Genomic DNA, 21290 nt, shown 5'->3' with positions numbered 1-21290 from the left:
GTGAGCGTTCATGAAAATTGTGAAAAAAGGAAATGAGATTGCGGCTAATCTATATAGCGATGAAAAGCTGCGAAGAAGCTTGATTGGTCTCAGGTATCGGCTGCTTGGAGCAGAAATTGATAAGGGCATTCTCTTCAAGCTGTTTGTTTATATTATTCTGATTAATGTCGCCTTCATCTATATGAAGCCGATTCTATACATGGTGACGACGATGGTTAAGGATGCGAGAAACATTCTTGACCCAACCGTTATTTGGGTGCCGCGGTCCATATTTTTGGGGCATCTGCAGCAGGCGAGTGAAATGCTGAATTACACGAAGAGTTTCCTCATCAGCGTCTCGCTGGCTTCTTCCGTAGCGGTGCTGCAGGTATTCTCCTGTGCAATTGCCGGTTATGCGTTCGCAAGGCTGGAGTTCCCCTTCAAAAAAGTATGGGGAGCTCTGCTGTTGTTTACGTTTATTATGCCGCCGCAAATTACGATTTTGCCATCGATCATGCTCTTTAAAGAGTTCGGCTGGCTGAACACGTTTTTGCCGATGGTTGTCCCCGCTCTATTTGGCCATGGATTGAAAGGAGCAATGTTCGTTATCATCTATCGATCCTTCTATTCCACACTGCCCAAAGAGCTGGATGAGGCTGCGCGTATGGACGGAGCAGGCCCTTTCCGCCTGTTCTTTCGCGTCATGTTTCCGCTGTCGAGGTCGGCTACCGTTGTGGTCGTACTATTTTCCTTCGTTTGGAACTGGAATGATTTTTACTTTCCGTCACTCTTTATGTTTACTGCGGAGAACGTACCTCTCTCCATTACGCTGGCAAGAATGGCTGGCGAGATGAAGCTGGCTGAAGGGGCAGGGGAGATTACGGTTTATGCCGAAGCGATCAAGATGGCGGCCTCTTTCCTAATTATTATGCCGCTGCTTGTCGTGTATTTGTTCGCTCAGCGGTGGTTCATTGAAGGGGTTGAACGGACAGGATTGGTAGAATAGTAAATCAAAAAAACATTGACATTACGAAGTTGAGATGATAAATTCTTAGCACTTACTATAATCCTTATAAAACCAATTGGTTTAATTGGAAATAATCGACCGGATAGCCGGAGATTGCCTTAGGGCAGCTCTGGCTATTTTTTTTGGGAATTGAACAACGGTAATTAATTCGAAAATGACTTAAGGGGAGTCGTGCGATGAGTGGATCGGAGAGAAAACTAAATCTTAATGCGTTTCTGGCCGCATCAGGCCATCATGAAGCATCGTGGCGGCATGCGGATACGCAGCCGGAGCGAGGCGTTGATATTAAGCATTACTTGAAGCTGACTCAAATTGCCGAACGCGGCTTGCTCGATTCTGTATTTCTGGCGGATGGCTACTGGGCGGGATCGGGATCGCTTGAACCGTTCACCATGCTGTCAGCATTAGCAGCAGCAACCAAACATATCGGTCTAATTGCAACGGTAGAAACGACCTATAATCAACCGTTTCATATCGCAAGGAAGTTTGCATCCTTAGACCATATTAGCAAGGGTCGTGCAGGCTGGAATATCGTGACGGGAGCGGGACCTGCTGCAGAGCAGTTCAGCAGGGAACAGCATCCGGAGCATCATGATCGTTATGAATCAGCGGAGGAATTTGTAGAGATCGTCAAGCAGCTGTGGGACAGCTGGGAGGATGACGCGCTGCCAAATGACAAGATCAGCGGCATCCTGATCGATGAAGCCAAGGTTCATACGATTGATTATGCTGGGAAGTATTTCAAAGTAAAGGGACCGCTAAATATCGCGCGACCGCCGCAAGGTTATCCTGTACTTGTTCAAGCGGGCTCATCTGAGACGGGCAAGGAATTTGCCGCTAAGCTGGCGGAGGTCATTTTTACTGCTCAACTAACCTTCGAGGAGGCAGCAGCTTTTTATAAAGACGTGAAGTTACGTTTGGCGAAGTATGGCAGGACGACGGATCAGCTGAAAATATTGCCTGGACTTAGTCCGATATTGGCGGATACAGAGGCAGAGGCGCAGGATCTGGAAAATGAGCTGTTTGCGTTTATCGATCATGAAGGGGCGATTAAGCGGTTATCGGGTCGCTTAGGCGTTGATTTGTCTAATCATTCACTTGATGACCTTGTCAATCTGGAGGGCGCACAAACGACAGATCAGGTAAGCGGCATGAAGAGTCGTCACCAGCTTATTTTGGATTTAGTAGAACGCGAACAGCCGACGCTCAGGCAATTGATCAATCGCTTAGCAGGGGCAAGAGGGCATTTTACTTTTACGGGTACACCGCTGCAGCTGGCTGATGTCATTGAAAAGTGGTTCAAGAATGGGGCGGCCGATGGCTTTAATGTGATGCCACAGGTGTATCCGAGCGGGCTGGAGCGCTTTGTCGATAAAGTTATCCCTGAGCTGCAAAATCGCGGATTGTTCCGTACCTCCTATGAAGAGCAAACGCTGCGCGGAAATCTAGGTTTAGCGAGACCTACAAATAGCTGGCAGGCCAAAAAAACGGAAGAAGAGGTGCATTCCTAATGAGTGAAGCGAGTCGAAAGGTTCATTTGAATGTTTTTTTGAGAGCGACAGGCCATCATGCGGGAGCTTGGCGGCATCCAGATGCGCGTCCGGATTTGGAGCTGGACATTGATTATTTAGGGCAGCTGGCTCGAATTGCTGAGCGAGGCAAGCTGGATTCCGTATTTTTAGCAGATGGATATGCAGGCGGCGGCAGCAAGCTGGAGCCGTTTACGCTGCTCGCAGCACTTGCTTCTGTAACGGAACATATCGGCTTGATTGCGACAGTCGGGACCGTATATAACGATCCGTTCCATGTCGCAAGGCAGTTCGCCTCGCTGGATCATATTAGCGGCGGCAGAGCTGGCTGGAATATTGTGACGGGTGCGGGCTCAGCTGCCCATAACTTCAGCAGAGACGAACATCCAGAGCATGCGCAGCGCTACGAGACGGGCGAGGAGTTCGTGGAAGTGGTGAAGCAGCTATGGGACAGCTGGGAAGACGACGCCCTTATTTTCGATAAAAAAGCGGGTAAATTGCTGGATGCAAATAAGGTGCACGAGATCAACTTCAAAGGCCATACCTATTCGGTGAAGGGACCGCTTAACATTCCGCGTCCGCCGCAAGGTTACCCGGTGCTCGTGCAAGCAGGCTCCTCCGAGCAAGGCAAGGAGCTGGCAGCGAAAACGGCGGAGGTTATTTTTACGGCGCAGCAAACGTTCGATGCAGGCCGTGCCTTCTACTACGATGTGAAATCACGTTTAGCGAAGTATGGGAGAACCGTTGATGAGCTCGTTATTTTGCCAGGGCTCGCTCCGATTGTGGCTGATACGGAAGCGGAAGCGCGCGAGATCGAGGAGGAGCTGCATGCTTTTGTAGATACAAGGCGTGCACTTGATAGTTTATCGGAGCGATTCACGGTGAATTTGAATGATTATCCGCTGGATGCGCCGGTGCCGCTGGGTAAAGCAAAACCTGCTGAGGAGTTCAACGGCATTCGCAGCAGGCAGGAGGTTATTATCGATGCGGCGCGCAGAGAAAGCTTTACGATTCGCCAGCTTCTTTATCGCAGCAATGGAGGACATGGGCATATCACGTTTACCGGGTCTGTGCTTCAAACGGCCGATTTTATTGAAAAATGGTTTAAAAACCATGCGGCTGATGGCTTCAACGTGCTGCCGCAGCTCTTTCCTACAGGGCTTGAGACCTTTGTAGACAAGGTCATTCCAGAGCTGCAAAACCGTGGGTTATTCCGTACCGAATATGAAGGCAAGACGCTTCGTGACAGCTTAGGGCTACAGCGTCCTGCCAATACGCGCCATCTTCAGCAAATATAAATAAATAATAGAAATGAGAGGATATAGGATGAAGAAACTAGGGGTTATCATCGTCATATTTGTTCTTGCAGCATCGATCTCCGCATGCGGGGGAGACAATAACGCACCTGCAAAGCAGAATGATGCATCAGGCAAGAAGGAGGCAACGAACAGTGCGACCGAAACCGCGGATTTCAAGAAGCTTGGGGATGAGCCGCTGAAATTATCGTTTTATTCCACTGGCGCTACCTTTACAGACGTGGAATTCGAAGCAATGATTGCAGGTCCCATTCATGCGAAGTATCCGAACGTAACCATTGAACGAATAACGCCAGCAGCGACGACGACTCCGGAGGAAGTGCTGTCCACACATGTGCCGGACATTATATTTGGCAGTGTGCAGCAGCGGGTTATTCGGACGGGTGTATATCAGGATTTAAGAGAATTAATCAAAAAACATCATTTTGACGAGAGCCGTCTCAAACCGATTGGCTACGACTATATCAAGGACATAACGAAGGGCAAAGGAGATGCGGTTCTCGCACTTCCTTTCAATATCAATCAGCATGTTTTGTATTATAACAAAGATATTTTTGATAAATTCGGCGTTTCTTATCCAACCGAGAAGCAGTTGACATGGGACGAAGCGGTCGAGCTTGGCACGAAGCTGACCAGAACAGAAAACGGCATTCAATATATCGGGCTTGTTGTAGACAATTTAACTGGTTTGGGTAAATCGCTGGGCATTCCTTACTTGAACCGCGAGACGGGGCAGGCTGCACTCGATACGCCGGAATGGCTTCGTGTCTTCGAGCTGCAGAAGAAGATTTTTGAAATACCGGGTTATGTCGCGCAGGACGGCACATGGAACTGGACTCGTGACCATTTCATGAAGGATCAAAACATTGCCATTCGGGTTTCTTGGCTTGCCAATATGGTTGGTCCGCTTGAGGAGCTGCGCCAACAAGGTGTGGAGTTCAACTGGGATATTGCGCCGGCGCCAAACTTCAGCGATCAGCTTGGCAATACAAGAGAAGCGCAAATCCACTCGATTGCGATCAACAGCCAAAGCCCGCATCAAGATGARGCGTTTCAAGTGATCGCGGAAATTTTATCGGATGAGGGGCAGCGGATTACTGCTAAGAACGGACGTGTTCCAGCTATTATCAATCCGGAACTGGAGAAGGATTACGGCTTAGAAATACCGGTTCTACAAGGCAAAACCGTTCAGAATGTTTTTATTGGGAAGCCCATTCAAGAGCATTTCATTCATCCTTATGAATCGAGCATTACGATACGGCTTACCGAAGCAGCTGAGGATCTTGCCATCCATGGTCTAGATGTTAACTCGGCTATACGCAAAGCAACGGATGCGATCAATAAAGATGTAGAGACTTTAAAAACGACGATCGGTCAATAAGCAGACGATGGAGAGGGGATTAAATATGGGAGAATCGGAGCGCAAATTAAATCTCAACGCCTTTTTGTTCGGGACCGGCCACCATGAAGCTTCATGGCGGCTCCCGGAGGCGGAGCCGAGCCGCAACCTTGATTTCGAGCATGTGCTGCAAATCGTTCAGACGGCTGAAAGAGGACTAATGGATTCCGTATTTTTGGCTGATGACTATATCGGACGCTCCAATAAGCTCGAGCCATTCACGGAGCTGGCTGCGCTGGCAAGCAGGACGAAGCATATCGGTTTAATTGCTACGGTTGGCACTACGTATAATGAACCTTTTCATGTGGYGCGGAAATTTGCCTCCCTAGACCACATAAGCAAAGGCAGAGCGGGCTGGAATATCGTTACGGGTGCTGGATCAGCCGCACATAATTTCGGGAGGGAGGATCATCCCGATCATGCACTGCGTTACGAGGAAGCAGATGAATTCGTAGAAATCGCCAAGCAGCTGTGGGACAGCTGGGAGGATGAGGCGGTCATTAATGATAAAACGTTAGGAACTCGCGTCCATAAGGACAAAGTCCATACGATTGATTTTAAAGGGAAATAATATTCGGTGAAGGGACCTCTAAATATCGCAAGGCCGCCGCAGGGTTATCCTGTGCTGGTGCAGGCGGGTTCCTCGGAGAGCGGCAAGGAATTTGCGGCAAAGGTAGCGGAAGTTATTTTTACCGCGCATCAAAGCATTGAAAGTGCTCAGCAGTTTTATAAGGATGTAAAAGCAAGACTGCCGAAGTATGGAAGAGAGGCGGACCAGCTGAAGATTTTGCCGGGTATTAGCCCGATATTGGCAGACACGGTGGAGGAAGCGAGAGAAATCGAGAGCGAATTATTCAATTATGTAAATAAAGATGGTGCAATTAAACAGCTATCGGAGCGATTAGGCATTGATTTATCCGCGTATCCGCTTGATGAGCCGCTTTCTTTGGAGGGTGTGCGTGAAACGGATGAGGTTAATGGCAACAAAAGCAGGCATCAGCTTATACTGGATCTCGTTCGCCATGAGCAGTTAACGCTGAAGCAATTGATTAATCGTCTAGCAGGAGCCAGAGGGCATTTTACGTTTACAGGTACACCTCTTCAGCTTGCAGATGTGATTGAAAATTGGTTTGTTAACGGCGCTGCTGATGGGTTCAATGTTATGCCACAGATTTTCCCGAGCGGCCTTACGCAATTTGTAGATAAGGTGATTCCAGAGCTGCAAAATCGCGGATTGTTTCGGACGGAATATTCGGGAACGAGCTTGCGAGAGCAGCTTGGATTGAAGCGGCCGGCGAATATTCGTTATGAGAGTAAAGCTGTACTTTAAAAGACTAGGTGAGAGCTTGTTGGCTATTAAACGACACAGCTGTACCTCATGATAGAGGAGAGAGAGTTTAATCATGAAAAAACTTACGATAGGCGTAGTTATTTTAATGTTGTTTGCTTTATTGGGGGCTTGTGCCAGTAAGGATAATACACCGGCCAATAAGGCTGGGAGCAATGCAAATAAGCAGCAAGAAACGAACGCAGCCGTAGCGGAAGAAGCGGACTTTAAAAAGCTTGGCGACGAGCCGCTCACGTTAACCCTTTTCAGCACGAGCGGTACTTTTCCAGACGTGGAATTTAATACGCTCATCGCGGACCCGATTAAGAAAAAATATCCAAATGTAACCATCGAAAGAATAACGCCTGCAGCAACAACTACAAATGAAGAAGTGCTTTCCACACATGTTCCAGACATTATTTATTCCTCCTCTTCGTCCCATCAGCGCATTATTCGAACGGGCGCCTATGAGGATTTGAGAGAGCTGATTAAACGCCATCATTTTGATGAGAGCCGGATCAAACCGATTTTGTATGACTACATCAAAGATATAACGAAAGACAAGGGAGGCGAAATCTATGCGATTCCGTTTAACTCCAATCAGCATATCCTCTACTATAATAAAGATATTTTTGATAAGTTTGGTGTTCCGTATCCTACAGAAAAACAGCTGACCTGGGATGAGGTGCTGGATATTGCTGCAAAGCTGACTCGTACGGAGAATGGCGTGCAGTATATTGGTCTATCGGTTGATAACCTAACGGGGCTAGCCAAAGGGCTGGGCCTGCCGTACGTCGATCATGACACGGGAAATGCTGCACTCGATACGCCCGACTGGCTGCGCGTGTTTGAGCTTAATAAGCGCATCTTTGAAATTCCTGGTTACGTAACGCCAGATCATACTTGGAACTGGGGACGCGATCAATTTATGAAGGATCAAATTATCGGCATGCGGGTAACTTGGCTGGCGAATATGATCGGTCCGCTGGAGGAGCTGCGTCAGCAGGGCGTTGAGTTTAATTGGGATTTCGCTCCGGCACCAAACTTTAGCGACCAGCTGGGCAAAACTAGGGAGGCGCAAATTCATTCGCTTTCGGTGAACAGCCAGAGCAAGCATAAGGATGAAGCTTTCCAAGTCATTGCTGAAATTTTATCGGATGAGGGCCAGCGGATTTTATCTAGAAATGGCCGGGTTCCGGCTGTTATTAATCCAGAGCTGGAGAAGGAATATGGACTGGACATTCCAGTGCTGCAGGGTAAAACGGTGCAAAATGTGTTTATTGGCGAGCCGCTGCAGGAGCATTATGTTCATCCCTACGAGCTAGAAATAACGACAAGATTGACAGAGGCGGCTGAGGATTTAGCCATCAACGGGTTGGATGTAAACTCTGCGATTCGCAAAGCAACGGAGGCCATCAATAAAGACGTTGAAACGCTCCGAACGACAATAGGAGATAAGTAGATTAGAGAGCCAGAGCAAAGGTGCAGCGTAAAATGCGGCCCCTTTGTTTTGTGCTGTTCATTTAAGTAAATTGGAATGCGTTAAGGAAGGAAAGCGAAGGAGCAAGTGAATGTAACATTCATTTGCCCCTGCTTTATTACGTATGCTGCTGGATATGAGGAATAATGCATCGGCATGCTTGGCGTAAGCCTGCAACGAAGCCGAAAGCGGGACCATGAGTAAAGGTCGCTAGTGGGCCGGCAAAGTAAAGTCCAGGTATGCTGCTTTCAAATTGCGCGCTTAGCAGAGGGAATTTTGCATTAGAATACGGCTCTCGCTCGATATGCTGCAATACATGGGGCGGCAGAAAAGGTACTTGGTCAAGATTGATCTGATAGCCGGTAGCGGCAATAACATGATCGACGAGGCGAGTTTCATTGTTTCCAAGCTGAAGCAGCACCTTGCCATCAATCGTAGCTTCTGCATGTGTAATGGCTGCGCCGCCAGTCATCGTCACTTTCCCTTCTACGTAGGGCTTTAAGAAAGGAGCAACACTGCTTTGACGCGGTGTATTTCGCCGCTCCGCCTTGAGCTGGTCGGGCTGTAGATAGAACTGTTCAGCGGAGTCGATGAGCTTCTGGCCAGATTCGACATTATCCTCGCTTGAATACTGAACGGCGTCACGCCGGAACAAAAGCTCAACTTCGCTTCCAGCCATATGAAGCAGTGCGGCAGCTTCCCAAGCGCTTTGGCCGCTGCCGATAACAGCTACCTTCTTGTTTGCGTAGGGCTTAAAATCACGATGAGCGAAGGTGTGGGAGATGAGCTGAGGCGGCAACGAGCTTAGTACTGGAGGGATGTAGCTATAATGCTGCAAACCTGTAGCTATGACAACATGCTTGGCTTGATATTGCTCACCTTCGTGAGTGATCACGCTGAAGCCTGAGGATGAATAATGAAGCTCTGATACGTGCTCCGATGTGAAGGAGATGTCGGTTTGTTTGGCAAACCATAAGGCATAATCAACAAAATGAGGACGAGGAAAGGGAGGCTGCAGTTCTATGCCGGTTTCGCAGCTAAATCGTTCAATGGTGAATTCATCATCCTTATCGGAGAGACTGATGTAGCGGGGATGGGTGCGAATGAACATATTTTGCGGCATTTGCTCCTTCCAGAAAAACATAGGTTTGCCCAAAATAACATAGGACATTTTGCTTGCGGCTGCATGAGCAGCAAGTGAAATTCCGTAGGGGCCGGCGCCAATAATGATGAGATCAACCACAGATTTCACCTCCATTAGAGTTAGTTTGATTTTATGCTGAGTATTATACTAAGAATAATGTGTTTTGCAATACACTTTTTTCAAAAAGGTAGGACAAATCATATTGCGAACAACAATGATGATTGACAAAAGATTTATTACGTGATAAATTTTCAGTACATTTTTCACACTAAAACAGTTTGAATAATCGGAATTATAGTTCTACCGGAAAACCGGAGACAACAGTTGATCTGTGTCTTCGGTTTTTTTGTTTCAAGAGCACTTATTCATGTAGAGGAGGTAAAGCAATGAATGAAGTTATTGATTTATTAAAAAACCATCGCTCCATCCGCAAATATAAAGACTCCCCCATTCCTGAGCAGCATTTGGAACAAATCATATTGGCAGGGCAAGCAGCCTCCACCTCATCCAATATCCAAGCTTACAGCGTAATTGCTGTAAAGGACTCTGGGCGGAAACGAAAGCTTGCGGAGCTTGCTGGCAATCAGCAGCAAATAGTTGAAAGTCCGGTGTTTCTCATCTGGTGTGCCGATCTAAATAAAGTCAGATTGGCAGCAAGGCTGCATGAGGATGTAGAGCTTCGTCAGAACGTGGAGCTGTTTCTGCTCGGAACGATTGACGCGACACTAGCTGCACAAAATGCGGCAATCGCTGCGGAGTCGCTTGGTTATGGGATCGTTTATATCGGTGGAATTCGCAATAATCCTCAAGAAATAACTAAATTGCTTGAACTGCCTGAGCTTGTTTATCCGGTGTTTGGCATGTGCGTAGGCGTTCCTGATCAAGAGCCTGATCTTCGTCCAAGATTGCCGCTCGCAGCTGTCTATCATCAAGAAACGTATAAGCAGAGCGGGTTGGAGGATGAAATTATTGCTTACGATTCGATCACTCGGGAGTATTATGCTACGCGCAAAGGTGGAGGCAAAGGCGGAGAGCAGGAAACAAGGTGGTCTCGTGAAATGTTAAGAAGGTTTAAGTCGGACCGGCTGCGTGATCATTTGCATGACTTCCTTGTAGGTCAAGGGTTCAAGCTGAAATGAATTTATTTATAAAAGGCACAATCCATACCATACGACCGGACCACCGGAGATTTAGCTGACGATAAGCTAAGTCTCTTTTTATTTAGTTAGACTCATTTTATTTGGATTCTTATCTTGTTTATTAATCTAACGTGAAAAACTCCAGCTAATTTTGAGAATTAATCAGATTGGTGCCATTTAACAGGAAAAGTTCCTCTTAAATAGGCGGAAATAAGCGATTTTATCAGCAAATGTCTAAATTAACAGGAGAAATTCCTGTTAACTCTCTTTTCTATTCGAATTCCGCTGAATGAACAGGAGAAATTCCTGTTAAGTACTCCAATGGCACCAAATATCGTGGTGAAGAAACGATGCCTGAGCAGCAGCATTGAACTTAAAGTGTTTTCATAATGAACCGAAAATGAGGGATGGCAAATGAGCGAGATTAAGCGGGACAAGAAGGCGCATTTTAACGTGTTTTTGCGTGGAGCGGGTCATCATTCTGCCGCGTGGAAACACCCGGATTCGAATCCAAAGGAAGATTTGGATTTGGAGTATTATGCGAACATAGCAAAGATAGCGGAAAGAGGGCTGTTTGATTCTTTGTTTACAGCCGACAATTATTCCGGACTTGGCAGGAGACTGGAGCCATTTACGCTTCTCTCTGGGCTTGCTGCGCTGACTAAGCATGTTGGGCTTATCGCAACCGTCAGTACAACCTATAACGATCCTTACCATGTAGCGCGGAAATTCGCTTCGCTGGATCATATCAGCAAAGGGCGGGCTGCTTGGAATATTGTAACGGGGCATTCGCAAGATGATGCTGAAAACTTCAATAAGACGGAGCACCCAGACGTGCAAAAGCGCTACGAAATTGGCGATGAATTTGTTGAGGTGACGAAGCAGCTTTGGGATAGCTGGGAAGAGGATGCGCTGATCTATGACAGAGCCGCAGATGTCTCATTGGACAAAAGCAAAGTGTACGAAATTAACTTTAAGGGCAAATATCACACGGTAAAAGGACCGCTTAACATCCCTCGGCCACCGCAGGGGTATCCGGTTCTAGTGCAAGCGGGCTCCTCGGAAAACGGCAAGGAGCTGGCAGCCAAAACAGCGGATGTTATTTTTACGGCACAGCAAACATTAGGTGCTGCCCAGGCGTTTTATACGGATGTGAAGGGAAGATTGCAGAAGCATGGAAGGACGCCGGATCAGCTGCTTATTATGCCAGGGCTTAGTCCAATTGTTGCTGATACGGAAGCAGAAGCCCGCGATATCGAAGACGAGTTTAATGGATTGCTGAATACGAAGCAAGCGTTAAAGCGGCTTTCAAACTATTTTACAGTCGATTTGTCAGAATATCCGCTTGATAGTCTTGTTCCTGTCGATAAAGCAAAGCCATACGGAACGATAACGACAGGAATTACAAGCCGGCAGGAGGTAGTGGTGGATGCCGCGGTACGAGACAAAATGACGATTCGGCAGTTTCTTGCTCGAAGCGCAGCCGGTCATGGTCATGTATCGTTTACGGGTTCTGTACTGCAAACGGCTGATTTCATTGAAAGCTGGATTAGAAATAACGGCGCGGACGGCTTTAATATTTTGCCGCATATTTATTACAGCGGGTTGGAGACGTTTGTTGATAAGGTCGTTCCTGAGCTGCAAAATCGCGGACTCTTCCGAACGTCCTATGAGGGCAAAACGCTGCGCGAGAATTTAGGGCTGGAAAAGCCGGAAAACAAACATAAAGCGATATGGGCTTTAAGCAGGGAAGCAGAAAAGATAAACGGCTGATTTCCATAACGAGGCAGCAGCTCTCATTCCGCTGCCGCAGCTGAAAACTAACGTTTGTATACATTTGAGGAGGTTATTCATATGGCGATTCAATATCGAAATTTAGGCGCAAGCGGATTAAAGGTTAGTGAGATTAGTCTCGGGAGCTGGCTGACGTATGGCGGTTATGTCGAGCGTGAAAATGCCGTGAAGTCGATTCAAACGGCGTATGATCTTGGCATTAATTTTTTTGATACAGCTAATGTGTATGCGAAGGGCGAAGCCGAGAAAGTAGTCGGAGAAACGCTGCGTGCTTATCCCCGTGAATCCTATGTGCTGGCGACCAAGGTCTATGGAAAAATTGGCGATGGACCGAATGATCGCGGACTCTCTCGCAAACATGTTATTGAATCAGCAAATGCAAGCTTGAAGAGGCTTGGACTTGAATACGTAGATGTGTTCTACAGCCATCGCTTTGATCAGGAGACGCCGCTTGAAGAAACGCTGCGCGCTTTTGAAGATTTAGTCCGTCAAGGCAAGGTGCATTATGTCGGCGTCAGTGAATGGACGGCTGCTCAAATAACTGAAGCGTTCGCCATAGCAGACAAATATTTACTAGATCGTATCGTCGTGAATCAGCCTATCTATAATTTGTTCGAGCGCTACATCGAGAAGGAGATCATACCGCTAGGCATAAAAAAAGGCTTCGGGCAGGTCGTATTCTCGCCGCTTGCACAGGGGCTGCTCACAGGGAAGTACTCATCCAATCAACAAGTACCAGAAGAGTCGCGAGCCGCCAAGCAAGAAAATTTTAAAAACCGCATAACGGAGGAAAAGCTGGCGAAGGTTGAGCTGCTGAAGGAAATCGCATCCGAATTGGAGCTGACGGTAGGTCAACTGTCATTAGCATGGATTTTGCGCCAGCCGAACGTATCCAGCGCTTTGATTGGTGCAAGCCGTCCCGATCAGGTCGAAGAAAACGTGAAGGCATCAGGTATTGAACTTGATCATGAGACACTAGAACGTATTGCAGCGGTTATCGATAACGGCCCTGTATCTACACGAGGTTCATTCTAATCATCTCTGGCCGAAAATGAGCAAAGTCCAGTAAAGAGCATCTCGTTACTGGACTTTGTCATGAAATCGCAAGAAGTAATTGCCTGTTAACGATATATCGTATAGTATGTAAATTAATACGATATATCGTTAACGAAGGAGATTGCACAATGACGAAAGAATGGCAGCCAGAGGAACAATTGTTTTTACATCATGCGAATGAGAGGGAGGGACACGGCTCGGGCAGACGTTTTTTCAGCCGCGGCGGAGTCAAATATGCTTTGCTGGCACTGCTTGAACAGGAGGGCATGCACGGCTACCAAATGATGAAGGCGCTTGAGGAGCAATCAGGAGGCACCTATAAACCAAGTGCTGGCTCCATTTATCCCACGCTGCAGATGCTGCGGGATCAAGGATTTGTAGAGTCCTCCAAGCAAGACGGCAAAAAGGTGTTTGAGATTACTGAGGAAGGCAGAGCTTATTTGCTGGAGGAGAACGATAATGCTGCAACAGGAATGGAACGCCCTGAGCAGAGTGAATCCGAAGACGAAGGCGCTCCCTTTGAGAGAAGAAAGCCGAACCGTCGATTGACGCCTGCTGGCAAGGAGCTGCTGCATTTGCTGAAGGCTGCAGAACGAGCGGCTGTCACTGATCCGAGCAAAGCTGCGCAGCTGCGCGTCATCCTGGATGACCTTCGAGTATCGCTTCGCCAAATCACAACAGAATCCGAATGTGACAGCAGAGAAGGCGGCGCGATATGAGAGAGCAGCACAATTCAGCGCCGGCGTTTCGAGGCGGGGCAGGAATGGGCGGCATGAGAAAATTCGGAACAGGCGAGAAAGTAAAGCCTGCCAGCATTTACAGCATGTTTATACGAATATATGCGCATGCGCGGACACAATTGCCCGCATTGATTGCAGCAGTTGCCAGCGTTATCGCCATATCGCTGCTTGAATTCATCGTTCCGCAGCTAACGAGACTGACGATTGACCACATCATTCCGAATAAGCTTTTTAATAAACTGCTGCTTATCGGCGGCGGCGTCATGGGAGCAGCTGTTGCGCTCGGTGCTTTGCGCTATATTAGCACGTCCCTTATGGCGTCTATCGGTCAAAGGGTGCTTTACAATTTGCGAAACGACTTGTATCGCCATATGCAAAGCCTGGACATTTCTTTCTTCGATCGCAATCGTACCGGTGATTTAATGTCTCGGGTCACGAATGACGTAAGCATCCTACAGCAAATGATTTCCTCCAGCATGATGCAGTTGTTTACCGATTTTTTCACCTTTACGGCCATTGCGGTTTATATGCTGTGGATCGATTGGAAGCTGACGCTAATGCTGCTTGCGACCTTCCCGTTTATGATTTTGACAACTAGGTTTTTCAGCAAAAGGATGCGCTCCTCGTTCCGAACGGTACAGGAATCGGTGGCTGATGTAAGCGATCATCTGCAAAATACGTTAACCGGCATCCGCCTTATTAAAGCGTTTACTGCCGAGAATTACGAGTCTGAACGATTCTCCGAACGAACACAGAAAAATATGGATGCGAATATTCAGGTGACTCGCCTGCGAGCTGCTTATGAACCTATTATTGATTTTCTTAATTTTCTTGGCCTTGCAATCGTCCTTGTTTTTGGCGCATGGCTTGCGATGAAAGAACAAATGACAGTGGGTACAATCGTTGCTTTTATAGCTTATCTCAGACTGCTGCAAAACCCGATTCGTCACTTCAGCCGCATTATTAATACGATTCAGCAATCGGCCGCCGCTTATGAACGCATTATGGAGGTTATGAACACGAAGGCTGAAATTATTGAAAAGAAAGGAGCTGTGAAGCTTCCGCCAGTGAGCGGGCATATTGTTTTTGATCATATTGATTTTGCTTATTCAAAGGATTCGACTGTGTTAAACGATTTTCAATTGGAGCTTGAGGCAGGCAAGGTGACAGCGCTTGTTGGATCTTCGGGCTCTGGCAAAACAACCATTGCACATCTCATCGCTAGATTTTATGAACCACAGTCTGGCGACATCACGATTGATGGTTATTCCTTAAAGGATATAACGATCGCGTCTCTTAGGGAGCAAATCGGCATCGTATCACAGGATATTGTGCTGTTCAATGGCTCTATTGAAGAGAATATTCGGTACGGCAATCTGCAAGCGACAGATCAGGAAGTGTTGGCAGCGGCAAAAGCGGCAAATGCTGCCGGCTTTATAGAATCGTTCCCGCAGGGCTATGAGACGCAAATTGGCGAGCGCGGCGTGAAGCTGTCTGGCGGGCAGAAGCAGCGGCTTTCTATTGCGCGGGCGATTCTAAAAAATCCGCGGATTATTATTTTGGATGAAGCTACTGCATCACTTGATACCGAATCAGAGCAGCATATTCAAGACGCGCTCGCACAATTATTGCAAGGCCGCACTTGTCTCGTCATCGCGCATCGTCTGTCTACGATTCAGAAGGCGGATCGGATTTACGTGTTGGAGCAAGGTGAAATCGTCGAGCATGGAACGCATGATGAACTGCTCAATCATCAAGGCCGGTACAGTCAGCTCTATGAGCTGCAATTCCCGCAAAAGGATGTTTCAGAACAATAATTTTGAAAAATAGGAAGTGGTCGCTTCTTGAAATCAAAAAGGCTGTTGGCCGATTTTTTTCGGAGTACGTGGCATATTTACCTGTTCTCTCTCTTTTTCCATTTGATTTCTAACCTGATCAACGTTTTTTTTCCAAAGGTACTGGGACAATTCACGGATAAGCTGCAAATTGGTGGATTAACAAGCCAGCTTATTGTGGATTACAGCTTATTGCTGCTGCTTATTGGCGTTGGGCAGGTGCTGTTTAACGGCATCGCGATGTATTTGGTTATGTATGTAGGAAGAAAATTTGAATTTGTTGTTCGCAGAGGGCTATTCAAGCATTTTACACAAATGGGCGAACGGTTTTATTCGAAAAATGGTGTAGGCAAGCTACTCAGCTACTTTATGAACGATGTTACAGCTGTAAGGGAATCGATCTCGATGGGGGTCAATTCAACAGCGAATGCGTCGATGCTGCTCGTGGCTTCCATAACGATGATGCTTGTCAGCCATATTCCTTATTATTTGATTTTGGCTTCGATATTTCCGCTGCTGCTTATCCCTTTTATCGTCGTATATCTCGGGCCTATTATTAGAAAACGGTCGCTTGAGGTGCAGGAATCTCTAGGCCTCATGACAGAGACGGCAGAGGAGCAATTCGGCGGCATCCGTGTAACGAAAAAATTTGCGGTAGAAGACATTATGAATGAACGCTTCGGCAAAACGGTCGACCAGATCAGGCTGAAGCAATTGCGGCTAGTGCGCGTTTCTTCTTTTTTCCAAGCGTTGATTCCGTTTCTAGGAGCAATTTCTTTAATCGTCGCGCTTGCTTTTGGCGGTTACATGACGATCACGAAGCAAATTACGCTGGGCAACTTTGTTGCATTGACGCTTTATATTAGAATGCTGATGAATCCACTCCAGCAGATCGGCAATGTCATTAATTCCATTCAACGTTCTCGCGCTTCACTTGAGCGTCTAAACGGCTTATTGTCGCAGCAAACCGAAATTATGGAGCTTCCTAATGCGAAAGAAGTGAATTTGACAGACGCGGGCATTACGATTCGTAATCTATCCTTTTCATACGATCCATTGTCTAGTCCAGTACTGAAAAATATTAACCTGAACGTTAAGCCAGGCTCGACACTTGGTATCATCGGGCGAACAGGGAGCGGCAAGACAACATTGATGAAGCTGCTGCTTCGCACCTACGACCCGCCTCCAGAGACGGTCTGGTATGGAGAAACAGATATAAGAGGAATGACGCTTGAAAGCTTGCGAACTCAAGTTGCCTACGTACCGCAGGATGGCTTTTTGTTCAGTACCACAATTAGAGAAAATATTGCTTTCTCCAATCGAGAGCTTGAGCTTGAAGCGGTTGAGCAAGCTGCGAAGCAAGCTCAAATTTATAATAATATCGCTGAGCTGCCTGATCAGTTTGAAACGAGGCTCGGCGAACGCGGATTAACTTTATCCGGCGGTCAGCGTCAGCGCACAAGCTTAGCCCGCGGAATGATTAAGAATGCTCCGATTATGATTTTGGACGATAGTGTCAGTGCCGTAGATGCGGTGACAGAGAAGGATATTATAGAAGCGATTCAAACGGAAAGAGACAGCAAAACGACGATCATTATTGCGCACCGAATTAGTGCAATCAAGCATGCGGATGAAATCATTGTGATGGATGACGGCTTGATTGTGCAGCGGGGCACTCATATAGAGCTGCTCTCGCAGCAAGGACTCTATGCGACGCTTCATGCGATTCAGGAGGAGGGAAGTCAACATGCGACCGGCACAAGCCATTCATAATTGGCAGGCAGATCAGAAGGCTGATCCGAATCAACCGGAGCAGAAACCGGAATATGTCTCGGCCTTCCGCACATTGTTCGGGTATGCGAGACCTCATCTATGGGCTTTTATTGGTGTGTTTTGTTGTACGTTAATCGCGATTTTATCTGATTTGTTCCAGCCTTTTTTAATGAAAATAGCGATCGATGACAATTTGTTATCCGGCAAAAATGACTACAAAGGGTTGTTAACCATTTGTTTCATATATCTGGGCTTATCCATGTCTAGTTTGCTTTTTAGCTATTTGCAAAACAATCTGCTTCAAAATATTGGGCAAAGCATCGTGTCGCGCATTCGCAAGCAGCTGTTTGGTCATATTTTGAAGCAGTCTATGCGGTATTTCGATCGGATGTCGAGCGGCAGCTTAATTACGCATGTCTCAAGCGATACAGAGGCGCTGAACCAGTTTTTTAATCAGGTGCTGCTGAGCCTGTTTAGGGATGGGCTTACACTCATTTTTATCATGGTGATGATGTTTCAATTAGACACGGAGCTTGCGCTTTATTGCTTGATTTTATTGCCGATCATATGGGCGATTGCGATTGCCTTCCGCTCGTTTATGCGCACGACCTATCAGCTTGCTAGAACGAGGCTATCCCGGCTTGTAGCGTTTGTTGCCGAGAACCTGTCGGGGATGAACCTTATACAGGTGTTTCATCAGCAGAAGGAGCAAGAGAAGCAATTCAACGAGAGAAACAGCTTATATTTTAAAGCAAATCTTCGGGAAATTCGGACGAATGTTGTGTTTGGCCGAACCTTTGATATTTTGAGCAATTTATCGATTGCCTTTGTGACATGGATCGGCGGGAATGCTGTTCTTGGCCACCAGCTGGAATTCGGCGTATTGTATGCGTTTATTACGTATATCCGCCAGTTTTTTCAGCCGATTAATACGATCACGCAGCAATGGAATACGTTGCAGTCTGCTACCGTTGCCATTACAAGAATTTGGGGCGTATTCGCGAATAAGCCGGACATTACAGACCGTGAGCTTGATTCGATTGAGCTGCATAAGACGGATAGCGAAGAAGAGGCGGATGAACGTCAAGCGTCTATATCCACTTTGAGCTTGGAGCAGGTGAAGGGCCAAATCGATTTTAATCGGATCTCCTTCTCCTATGAAGAAGGGATTCCGATCATAAAAGATTTGGATTTGCATATCCATTCGGGTGAGCTTATTGGCGTCGTAGGTACGACAGGAGCGGGCAAAAGCTCGTTGATCAGCTTATTATGCAGATTCTATGATGTGAAGGAAGGCAGCATAAGAATAGATGAGATCGATGTAAGGGATATCCCGCAATCAACCTTGCATCGACTAGTCGGCTTGGTTCAGCAGGAGCCTTATCTGTATTCGGGCAGCATTATTGAGAATATAAGAATGTTCGACGATTCCATTTCTCGCGAGGAGGTTATTCGTGCCTGTGAATTTGTAGGCGCGGATACGATTATCCATAAGCTGAGGGATGGCTATGATACGATGCTGTCAGAACGCGGCAGCGGTTTATCCGCAGGTGAGCGGCAGCTGATTTCTTTTGCGAGAATTATTGTGTTCAAGCCTAAAGTGCTTATTTTGGATGAAGCGAGCGCTAACTTGGATTCTCATACGGAACAATTGATTCAAAATGCGCTTCGGGTCGTATCGCAGGATCGAACAACTATTGTAATTGCGCATCGCTTGTCGACGATCATGCAGGCGGATCGAATTATTGTAATGAGCCACGGTGAAATCGTGGAGCAAGGCAATCATCAGGAGCTGCTGGAGCATGACGGACATTACAAGGAGCTGTATGAGCATTCGCAAGGCAATATTGCTGTATAAAACTCTTTTTGCGCCATATTTACTTTTTTCGGCACGAGCCGCTAGGCCATTCATCATATAGGAGGCAGATTAGATGAGTCATGTTGTCAATCATATTACGGATTTGATAGGAAACACGCCTTTGGTTCGTTTGAACAGGGTCGTGCCGGACGGAAGTGCAGAAATTTATTTGAAGCTGGAGTTTTTTAATCCAGGCAGCAGTGTAAAGGATCGAATTGCCATCAGCATTATTGAAGAGGCGGAGCGGGAAGGGAAGCTGAAGCCGGGCGATACGATCATTGAAGCGACGAGCGGCAATACGGGCATTGGCATTGCATTGGTAGCCGCAGCAAGAGGCTATAAAGCGGTGCTTGTTATGCCGGAGACGATGAGCTTGGAGCGCCGCAATCTGCTGCGGGCATACGGTGCGGAACTAGTGCTTACGCCCGGAGCCGAGGGGATGAAGGGGGCGATTCGCACCGCGAAGGAGCTGCAAGAGAAACATCCGGATTATTTTCCTGCGCTGCAATTCGATAACCCGGCAAATGTGAAAATTCATCGGGAAACGACGGGTCCTGAAATCGTAAGAGCGGTGGAGTCGCTTGATGGCAAGCTGGACGGTTTTGTAGCAGGTGTGGGCACAGGAGGTACGATTACGGGCGCTGGCGAAGTACTGCGCGATCGTTTCCCTGATATCCATATTGTAGCTGTTGAGCCGTCCTCATCGCCGGTTTTATCGGGAGGTGCTCCTGGCCTGCACAAAATTCAAGGCATTGGCGCGGGTTTCGTGCCTTCGATATTGGATGCCGATATTTATAACGAGATCATTCAAGTGAGCAATGATGATGCATTCGAGACAGCTAGAAGAGTGGCCAAGGAGGAAGGGATTTTAGGCGGCATTTCCTCAGGAGCAGCTATATATGCCGCTATTCAATTGGCGCAGAAGCTGGGCACCGGCAAGCGGGTAGTTGCTGTAATCCCAAGCAACGGCGAGCGCTACTTGTCCACCGTGCTGTATCAACAGGAACAGCAGCTTTGAGGTTTGGTAATAGTAGAAGGACGGACAGCCCGAGGCTTCATAGCCTAAGGCTGTCTTTTATTTGATGCGTATGGTGGGAGAGTAAGGCAGTTACAGGCTCAGACTGTTTTGGAGTGAGCGGTTAGGTTAATAGGATTGGTTAATTGACTAAGCGATTGTTGCTTTGTTGAATGCGCCTATATGGGGTCTAAGTCTGGTTTCTAGACTTATTTGCACTTATCAAGCTGGATTGGTGGGAATAGATCTAGTATATAGATCTATTTTTGCTGATTTGGTGCTTAGACGAGGATAGTGTGGCGATTTACTTACGGATAAGACTAGTTTTTAGTCTTATCTGCACGAAACAAGCTGATATGATGGAAATAGAACTAGTTTCTATATCTATTTTTGTTGATTTTTTGCTTAGACGGGTATATGTGGCGATTTATTTATAGATAAGACTAGTTTCTAGTCTTTTCTGCACGAAACAAGCTAATTTGATGGAAATAGAACTAGTTTCTAGTTCTATTTCTGCTGATTTAGTACTTTGGCGGGTATTTTGGGTCGATTTATTTATGGATAAGACTAGTTTTTAGTCTTATATGCACGAAATAAGCTAATTTGATGGGAATAGAACTAGAAACTAGTTCTATTCTTGCTGATATAGTACTATGACGGGAATATGGGGCGATTTAGTTATGGATAAGACTAGTTTCTAGTCTTATTTGCACGAAACCAGCTAATTTGAGGTAGCGTCAAGAAGTTTGTGTAGTAAGATTATCCATCGGAACATTAGACCATTATTGATTGTTCGGGTAAGGCCTTTCCATATCGCTTGGTGTACATCTCTTCAAATGAAGCCTTTGTATCGGCATCTACAAACCCGCGTATGGCTCT

Annotated in this window: 14 protein-coding genes and 1 pseudogene; 14 read left to right on the top strand and 1 reads right to left on the bottom strand. The window is 46.8% G+C overall.

The features are described 5' to 3' along the window. Positions 1 to 10 precede the first annotated feature (10 nt). From AC1DPK_RS13675 to AC1DPK_RS13650, 6 genes and pseudogenes are all read left to right on the top strand, one after another. Positions 11 to 985 (top strand): carbohydrate ABC transporter permease, encoded by a 975-nt coding sequence (locus AC1DPK_RS13675; RefSeq protein WP_339204716.1) that lies wholly within the window; start codon positions 11 to 13, stop codon positions 983 to 985. Positions 986 to 1182: 197 nt separating this feature from the next. Then, positions 1183 to 2517, top strand: a complete 1335-nt coding sequence (locus AC1DPK_RS13670; protein ID WP_477510650.1) for an LLM class flavin-dependent oxidoreductase — start codon at positions 1183 to 1185, stop codon at positions 2515 to 2517. Further along, positions 2517 to 3833, top strand: a complete 1317-nt coding sequence (locus AC1DPK_RS13665; RefSeq protein WP_477510649.1) for an LLM class flavin-dependent oxidoreductase — start codon at positions 2517 to 2519, stop codon at positions 3831 to 3833. The genes AC1DPK_RS13670 and AC1DPK_RS13665 overlap by 1 nt, the downstream gene beginning before the upstream one ends. Before the next feature lie 28 nt (positions 3834 to 3861). Continuing rightward, positions 3862 to 5232: an ABC transporter substrate-binding protein gene (locus tag AC1DPK_RS13660; RefSeq protein ID WP_477510648.1), complete on the top strand. Its 1371-nt coding sequence runs from the start codon at positions 3862 to 3864 to the stop codon at positions 5230 to 5232. Positions 5233 to 5257: 25 nt separating this feature from the next. Further along, a pseudogene (locus AC1DPK_RS13655) lies at positions 5258 to 6580 on the top strand (LLM class flavin-dependent oxidoreductase). A gap of 73 nt (positions 6581 to 6653) precedes the next feature. Continuing rightward, complete coding sequence (locus tag AC1DPK_RS13650; protein ID WP_441883633.1) at positions 6654 to 8039, top strand: ABC transporter substrate-binding protein; 1386 nt, start codon at positions 6654 to 6656, stop codon at positions 8037 to 8039. Positions 8040 to 8175: 136 nt separating this feature from the next. Here the strand turns inward: AC1DPK_RS13650 and AC1DPK_RS13645 are convergent, their stop codons facing one another. Continuing rightward, positions 8176 to 9300 carry an NAD(P)-binding domain-containing protein gene (locus tag AC1DPK_RS13645; RefSeq protein ID WP_477510647.1) on the bottom strand — a complete coding sequence of 375 codons (1125 nt, stop codon included), beginning with the start codon at positions 9298 to 9300 and terminating at the stop codon, positions 8176 to 8178. A 287-nt stretch (positions 9301 to 9587) separates the two neighbouring features. On the opposite strand from AC1DPK_RS13645, the gene nfsA reads away from it, so the two are divergent. The 8 genes from nfsA to cysK all read left to right on the top strand — a co-directional run bounded on the left by nfsA (position 9588) and on the right by cysK (position 20414). Further along, the gene (nfsA, locus tag AC1DPK_RS13640; protein ID WP_477510646.1) at positions 9588 to 10340 is read left to right on the top strand and encodes an oxygen-insensitive NADPH nitroreductase; all 753 of its coding nucleotides are present in this window, start codon (positions 9588 to 9590) and stop codon (positions 10338 to 10340) included. A gap of 414 nt (positions 10341 to 10754) precedes the next feature. Next, complete coding sequence (locus AC1DPK_RS13635) at positions 10755 to 12113, top strand: LLM class flavin-dependent oxidoreductase (RefSeq protein ID WP_477510645.1); 1359 nt, start codon at positions 10755 to 10757, stop codon at positions 12111 to 12113. Between the two features lie 81 nt (positions 12114 to 12194). Next, positions 12195 to 13169, top strand: coding sequence for an aldo/keto reductase family protein (locus AC1DPK_RS13630; protein WP_477510644.1), 975 nt, complete (start codon positions 12195 to 12197; stop codon positions 13167 to 13169). A 149-nt stretch (positions 13170 to 13318) separates the two neighbouring features. Further along, positions 13319 to 13909 (top strand): PadR family transcriptional regulator, encoded by a 591-nt coding sequence (locus tag AC1DPK_RS13625; protein WP_477510643.1) that lies wholly within the window; start codon positions 13319 to 13321, stop codon positions 13907 to 13909. Beyond that, a complete protein-coding gene (locus tag AC1DPK_RS13620) occupies positions 13906 to 15747 on the top strand; it encodes an ABC transporter ATP-binding protein (RefSeq protein ID WP_477510642.1) in 1842 nt (613 codons plus the stop codon). The genes AC1DPK_RS13625 and AC1DPK_RS13620 overlap by 4 nt, the downstream gene beginning before the upstream one ends. A 27-nt stretch (positions 15748 to 15774) precedes the next feature. Further along, positions 15775 to 17538 (top strand): ABC transporter ATP-binding protein, encoded by a 1764-nt coding sequence (locus AC1DPK_RS13615; protein WP_477510641.1) that lies wholly within the window; start codon positions 15775 to 15777, stop codon positions 17536 to 17538. Then, entirely contained in the window at positions 17513 to 19396 is a 1884-nt protein-coding gene (locus AC1DPK_RS13610; RefSeq protein WP_477510640.1) for an ABC transporter ATP-binding protein, read from the top strand. The genes AC1DPK_RS13615 and AC1DPK_RS13610 overlap by 26 nt, the downstream gene beginning before the upstream one ends. A gap of 73 nt (positions 19397 to 19469) precedes the next feature. Then, positions 19470 to 20414, top strand: coding sequence for a cysteine synthase A (cysK, locus tag AC1DPK_RS13605; RefSeq protein WP_339204702.1), 945 nt, complete (start codon positions 19470 to 19472; stop codon positions 20412 to 20414). The last annotated feature ends 876 nt before the right edge of the window (positions 20415 to 21290 follow it).

It is taken from the genome of Paenibacillus sp. 01T424 (assembly GCF_056398745.1).
Note: the sequence above shows the minus strand (reverse complement) of the source record. Positions and strands in the feature narration are given on the sequence as shown.